The 5,541-nt window shown below is 69.6% G+C and carries 6 protein-coding genes and 2 pseudogenes; 2 read left to right on the top strand and 6 right to left on the bottom strand.

Annotated elements, in window-relative coordinates:
* Positions 1-118: 118 nt before the first annotated feature.
* Both U9977_RS25320 and purS read right to left on the bottom strand, forming a co-directional pair.
* Positions 119-469, bottom strand: coding sequence for a rhodanese-like domain-containing protein (locus U9977_RS25320; RefSeq protein WP_322751793.1), 351 nt, complete (start codon positions 467-469; stop codon positions 119-121).
* A gap of 447 nt (positions 470-916) precedes the next feature.
* The gene (gene purS / locus U9977_RS25315) at positions 917-1,183 is read right to left on the bottom strand and encodes a phosphoribosylformylglycinamidine synthase subunit PurS (RefSeq protein WP_322751792.1); all 267 of its coding nucleotides are present in this window, start codon (positions 1,181-1,183) and stop codon (positions 917-919) included.
* Positions 1,184-1,410: 227 nt separating this feature from the next.
* Here purS and larE point away from each other — a divergent pair.
* Positions 1,411-2,229, top strand: a pseudogene (gene larE, locus U9977_RS25310) (ATP-dependent sacrificial sulfur transferase LarE); the annotation flags it as partial.
* A 132-nt stretch (positions 2,230-2,361) separates the two neighbouring features.
* On the opposite strand, the gene U9977_RS25305 reads toward larE, so the two are convergent.
* On the bottom strand, positions 2,362-2,763 hold the full coding sequence (locus U9977_RS25305) for a hypothetical protein (RefSeq protein ID WP_322751790.1): 402 nt from the start codon (positions 2,761-2,763) through the stop codon (positions 2,362-2,364).
* 308 nt (positions 2,764-3,071) lie between these two features.
* Between U9977_RS25305 and U9977_RS25300 the strand changes: the two genes are divergently transcribed.
* Positions 3,072-3,479 carry a cold-shock protein gene (locus U9977_RS25300; protein WP_322751789.1) on the top strand — a complete coding sequence of 136 codons (408 nt, stop codon included), beginning with the start codon at positions 3,072-3,074 and terminating at the stop codon, positions 3,477-3,479.
* An 11-nt stretch (positions 3,480-3,490) separates the two neighbouring features.
* Here the strand turns inward: U9977_RS25300 and U9977_RS25295 are convergent, their stop codons facing one another.
* The 3 genes and pseudogenes from U9977_RS25295 to U9977_RS25285 form a co-directional block, all read right to left on the bottom strand.
* A complete protein-coding gene (locus U9977_RS25295; protein WP_322751794.1) occupies positions 3,491-4,312 on the bottom strand; it encodes a 1,4-dihydroxy-6-naphthoate synthase in 822 nt (273 codons plus the stop codon).
* 14 nt (positions 4,313-4,326) lie between these two features.
* Entirely contained in the window at positions 4,327-5,283 is a 957-nt protein-coding gene (gene mqnB, locus U9977_RS25290) for a futalosine hydrolase (protein ID WP_322751788.1), read from the bottom strand.
* A 66-nt stretch (positions 5,284-5,349) separates the two neighbouring features.
* A pseudogene (locus U9977_RS25285) lies at positions 5,350-5,541 on the bottom strand (hypothetical protein); the annotation flags it as partial.

The raw sequence follows: 5,541 nt of genomic DNA, 5'->3' as shown, positions 1-5,541 counted from the left end.
GTCCAGTGTCGCGCCAGGAGCGCGCTCATCGTCCGATATCCACAGCTGACGATCGGTACGCCGCGGATGCAAAGGCGTGTCCACAACAACGACCGCTGACTTGACCGAAAGGCGCTGGTCAGATCACAGCCGGCGGCTGCGGCGTGGCGTTCTCCATCGGGCGGCCCGCCGCATCCCAGGCGATCATCCCACCGTTGAGGTTGCGGACACGCCAGCCGGCCCGGTGCAGGTAGGCCGTGACCGCGGCCGAACGCTGGCCTGACCGGCAGACAACCACCACGTCCCGTTCGCGCGGCACCTCGTCCAGGCGCTCGAGGAGTTCGCCCATGGGGATGTGGACCGCACCGGTGACATGTCCGGCGTCCCACTCCTCGACCTCGCGGACGTCGAGGAGCAGGATGTCTGCATCCGGCGACAGGTTGACCGGAAGTTGATCAATGGCGACTGAAGGTACTTCGTCCGTGCCCACCCGCCCATCCTGTCACCGGCTCCCGTGATGAGCCGTGGGCCTCGGTGTCGGGTGTCCGTCCGGCGGCCGGCGTCCGGCGTTGGGCCCGGGTAGCTGGGGGCTCGCGTCCCGGGAACAGGCGGCTGTGGTCACCGAAGGGCCTGTGGAGTTCTCGGGGGCGGACGTCTGGTGGCACCGTCAGGAAGGTGGAATCACTCGATGTTGAGTCGTCAGGCGCCGGTGCGGACGGGCCGTGGATCATCTGCCCGTGGTGCGGCGGAATCGTCCCATTGGCGCATCTGGTGGCCTGCGACGACGAACCTGATGCCTGGGTCGCTGTCTGTGACTCATGTGGACGCCGGGTCGCGTTCGTCTCGCCGGCCGACCCGATGGCTCCCCCCGGATAGCGCCTCCCGGGACGGTGCCCCGATCCACGCCCCTATTGCCGGGCACTATTGCCGGGCGCTCTTACCGGGGTTGGGCGGCGGGTGCGGGTTCAACCCGGACGACGTAGTCCTCGATCACCGGATTGGCCAGTAGTGCGGCGGCAAGCTGCTCGATCATGGCGAGGGCGTCGGCATCCGCCTCGCCGTCCACCTCCAGCTCGAACCGCTTGCCCTGGCGCACCCCGACGATGCCGGCCACGCCCAACCGCGGCAATGCGGTGAGCACCGCCTGCCCCTGCGGGTCGAGGATCTCCGGTTTCAGCATCACGTCCACTACGACCCTGGCCATGGCGCAAGACCCTATCCCCAGGCGCCGTCTCAGGAGTCATCCCCCGGCAGCATCGAAACAGGCACCGGGCATGCGTCCGGCGTCGGTGGGTCACTACCCTCGGATTCGTGTCGGCTTCTGTAGCAGGGAGATCCGTGTCGTCGGAACCGGTGCCGGAACTGTCGGCGGGACGGGTGCTGGAACTGTCGTCGGGACGGGTGCCGGAGCCGGTGGGGGTGGATGGCCGGGTCCTGGCCGGTCGTCTTGACGATCTTGCCGTGAGGCTCGCCGAGCTCGGATCCGTACTGGTCGCCTTTTCCGGTGGGGCGGATTCGGCGTTCCTGCTCGCGGCCGCGGTCCGGGCGCTCGGTGTCGACCGGGTTGTGGCCGCTACGGCGATCTCCCCCTCTCTGCCGGGGACGGAGCAGCGGGCGGCCGGCGACTTCGCGGCGGAGCTCGGGGTCCGCCACCTCACGCCGGCCACCAACGAGATGGGACGCGACGGCTACCGGGCCAACGGTCCGGACCGGTGTTACTTCTGCAAGGCGGAGCTCACCGAGACGCTCCGCCCACTCGCGGAGTCCCTCGGGCTCGCCCATGTGGTGACCGGCACGAACGCGGATGACGCGGTGGCTGGCTTCCGACCGGGTATCGGCGCGGCGGCCGCCCGGGGGGCACGGACCCCGCTGTTGGACGCTGGTCTGACCAAGGCCCAGGTCCGCGAAGCGTCCCGGTGGTGGGGGTTGTCGACCTGGGACAAGCCGGCTGCGGCGTGTCTGGCAAGCCGCGTCGCCTACGGGATCACGGTGTCACCGGCACGTCTTGCTCGCGTCGAACGGGCCGAGGCGGCGTTGCGGGCGGCAGTGCACACAGCCGGGTTGGGCGTGCGCAACCTGCGGGTACGTGACCTTGGCACGGTGGCGATGGTCGAGGTGGACGCCACTCGTGTGCGGGCCCTGGCCGCGCGCCCGGAGCTGCTGGCGGTGATCGAGGGTTTCGACCGGGTGGAGGTCGACCCCCGCGGCTTCCGATCCGGCTCGATGAATGAGCTGCTACCGCGTTCCTAGCGGGCCAAAGGGCGCGCGACGATCGTCAGATCGCGCGCCCGGAGGCCACACTCTCCGGAGTTAGCGGGCCAAAGGGCGCGCGACGATCGTCAGATCGCGCGCCCGGAGGCCGCAGTCTCCGGAGCACTGACATCACGACGTGCCGCTGGGGGTCGGGTCGGTCAACTCCGTCCTGCGCGCCGGCTCTGTGTCGTCCGGTCCGGTGTCGTCCGGTCCAGTGTCGTTGTCCGGTCCTGCGTTGTCCGGTCCGGTGTCGTCGTCCGGTTCTGTGTCGTCCGGTCCGGTGTCGTCGACCGGAGCAGGGGAGAGCACCGCGGCCACGATTGCGATGAGCGCGATGCCGAAGCCGATCGTCAACCCACCGGCCGCGAGCACGTTCAGCCAGGTGGGCTGCTCGGTGACACCGAAGAAGAACGGGACGATAATGATCACGGTGGCGAGGAGGCCGATCGCGAAGACGCCGACCCCCAGCCGGACGAGCACGTCGACCAGTCGCCCGCGGGTGTTCCCGGGGAGCTCCCGCGGTACAGCCACCGATGATTGTGGCGCCGTGAGCCGATCAGGCCGATGGGGTTGTTGGGCAGCCACAGCCACCAGCCTACGGATCGCCGGGCGATCCGAGGTCGGCGGATGGCCAAAGGGCGTGCGATCGTGGTTTCTTCGCGCACTCGGAGGCCTTGAGCGAGCCCGCGATGGTTCCAGCGCCCGTGATCAGCCACGCTCGGCTGTGAGCGGCCACGAATAGGCACGGATGACCTCTCGCCGCCGTGTCCCCGGATAGCCTTGGAGACCTCGGCATCTCACTGGACAGTCTCCCTTCGCCACGCAGAACGAGGTCTCCTGTGCCCACCGGCAGAGTCAAGTGGTTCGACGTCGACAAGGGCTTCGGCTTCCTCAGCCGTGATGACGGCGGCGATGTGTTCGTCCACAAGGGTGCGCTACCGCCAGGGGTGGAGAAGCTCAAGCCGGGCGATCGGGTCGAGTTCGGTGTTGCCGCGGGTCGCAAGGGCGATCAGGCGTTGTCGGTGCGGGTGCTCGCGGCTCCGCCGTCGGTGGCCAAGAGCGCGGCGCACGCGGCCCGGCGCAGCCCCGACGAGCTGCACAGCATGATCGAAGATATGATCAAACTCTTGGACGAGGTACAGAACTCACTGCGTCGGGGGCGCTATCCAGATCGCCGGACAGCAGAGACGGTGGCCAAGGTCGTCCACGCGGTCGCCGACGAACTGGAGGCATCAGGGCCTGGCTGATCGGCGTGCGGTCACGGTCGGAGAGCGGGCATCGGCGGGACGAGGCCGGCGGCGCCCGCCCGTCCCAGCAGCACCTCGACAGCCTCGTATCCTTCGTCGCCGAGCGATAGCGTGTAATCGTTCACATACAGCCCGATATGAGCGTTCACGACGTCGGCGTCCAGCTCCTGGGCGTGGTCCAGCACATAGGCGCGCGATGCCCGCGGGTCGGCCAGAGCCGCCGCGACGCTCGCCCGCACCATGGCGCAGAGCGCGGCGCCGTCGAGCCCACGCCGGCCGACGATCGCCCCCAGCGGAATGGGCAGGCCGGTCTCGGACTCCCACCAGTCGCCCAGGTCCGCCATCAGCGTGAGCCCGTAGGACGGGTAGGTGAACCGCGACTCGTGGATGACCAGGCCGGCGTCGTATCGCCCGTCCCGTACCGCCGGCATGATTTTTTCGAAGGGCAGGACGTCGATGTCGCCGACCCCATGTCCCAGCGCCCACAGCCGGAACAACAGGTAGGCGGTTGTGCGCATCCCCGGTATCGCGATGCGTGCGCCCGCCAGGTCGTCCCGGCCGCCGCCGGCGGTGAGCACGAGCGGTCCGCAGCCACGTCCCAGGGCACTGCCGGCGGACAGCAGTTGGTAGGAGTCCAGCAGCCACGGCAGCGCGGCGTAGGAGATCTTCACCAGATCGTCGAGGCCGGCGGCGGCGCGGGAGTTCAGCACATCGATGTCCGCGAAGGTCACCGTGACCCGCGGTGCGTCCGCAACGAGCCCGTGGGTCAGCGCGTGGAAGGCGAACGTGTCGTTCGGGCACGGCGAGATCGCCAGCGAGAGCGGGGACGGCATCGCTGACCGCGATGTCACGGCGTGCCGACCCCGGGAGCAGGCTTGACCGGTTCGGTGCGGCCGGTCCCGGTGCTGCCTGGCGAGGCGGGCAGCACGGTGGTGAGCGTGTCGATCCCGGCGGCGATCCCGGCGGCGGCCGCGCTCAGCCCGGCGAGTGCTCCCGGCACGTCCCAGCTCGACCGCTCACGGCGACCGACCGCGTTACTGACCGCGCGGACCTCGGCGAAAGGCGTGTCGAACGCGGTGGCTGCGACACCGACCGCGTAGCCTTCCATGGCTTCGGCGGCCGGGTCGAACCGCAGCGCCATCGCTGCGGCCCGATGGTCGGTCCCGGTGATTGTGGACACGCTGAGGATGGGCCCGATCCTGATTGTCCGTCCGGTGCCGGCGAGAAGGTCGACGAGTAGCTGCACCACGTTCGCACGTGGGAACAGCGTGGACGGCCCGAGCCCGAGCTCGTCCAAACCCAGGAACCCGCCGGTTCCGCCGCCGGCCTCCGATGTCGATCCGGCACCGGAGGGCGGTCCGGCGGGCGACGACCCCGGTGCGGGTTTACCCGAGGAGGCGTCGAGGCCGGACTCGGCACCGAGATCCGCGGCGATCAGTGCGTCCGCGACGACCAGGTCACCGATGCCGGCACGGTCGGTGAAACCGCCCGCGATGCCGAGGGAGATTACCAGGTCGAACGGCTCGCCCGCGGCGCGAGCGGTCGCCAGAGCGGTCGCGGTACCCGCCGCCGCCGCCGGACCGGCCGCTCCCGCGGCCAGGACGGTCACCGACCCGGACCGGCGTCCCAGGTAAGGGCCGAGTCGGACCGCGGTCAGCAGCTGGCGGTCCCACGACGGCACCGGGCCGCCGCGCGACGGTCCCGTGGTGGCGGGCGCGGTCCACGGCTGCCACATACCCATCATTCCGGCGCAGACGGCGTCAGCCTCCGGGTTGACCGCCGTGACCAGCAGGACCCGGTTCACGTGGACCTCGATGCGGGAACAGGAGCGACCGGGCGCATCTCGACCATGAAAGTGTCGACCATGAACCTATGGCTGGACGACGAGACGGAACTTCCAGCTTCCAGACGCCGGGCTGGAATCACTGTGCGGCACTTGGAAGATGGTCAGGGGCAGCTCGCCGGCTCGTCCCGGCGTGGTCAGGTGGTAGTGCTGGTCCTTTATGGTGTCGGAAATTTGGACCTCGTTGGACTGGGCGTCGACGGATGTCAAGAAGTATCC

Origin of the sequence: Protofrankia sp. Cas8 (assembly GCF_963555845.1) — a bacterium.
In the GTDB taxonomy this organism is placed as follows: Bacteria; Actinomycetota; Actinomycetes; order Frankiales; family Frankiaceae; genus Protofrankia.
The sequence above is the reverse complement of the archived record's forward strand: the minus strand, read 5'-3'. Positions and strand labels throughout refer to the sequence as shown.

Bases quoted from the DNA above. Each gene is read 5' to 3' on its own strand.
- purS (WP_322751792.1), bottom strand. From the start codon at position 1,183: ATGGCCAGGGTCGTAGTGGACGTGATGCTGAAACCGGAGATCCTCGAC.
- U9977_RS25295 (WP_322751794.1), bottom strand. From the start codon at position 4,312: ATGCCGTCCCCGCTCTCGCTGGCGATCTCGCCGTGCCCGAACGACACG.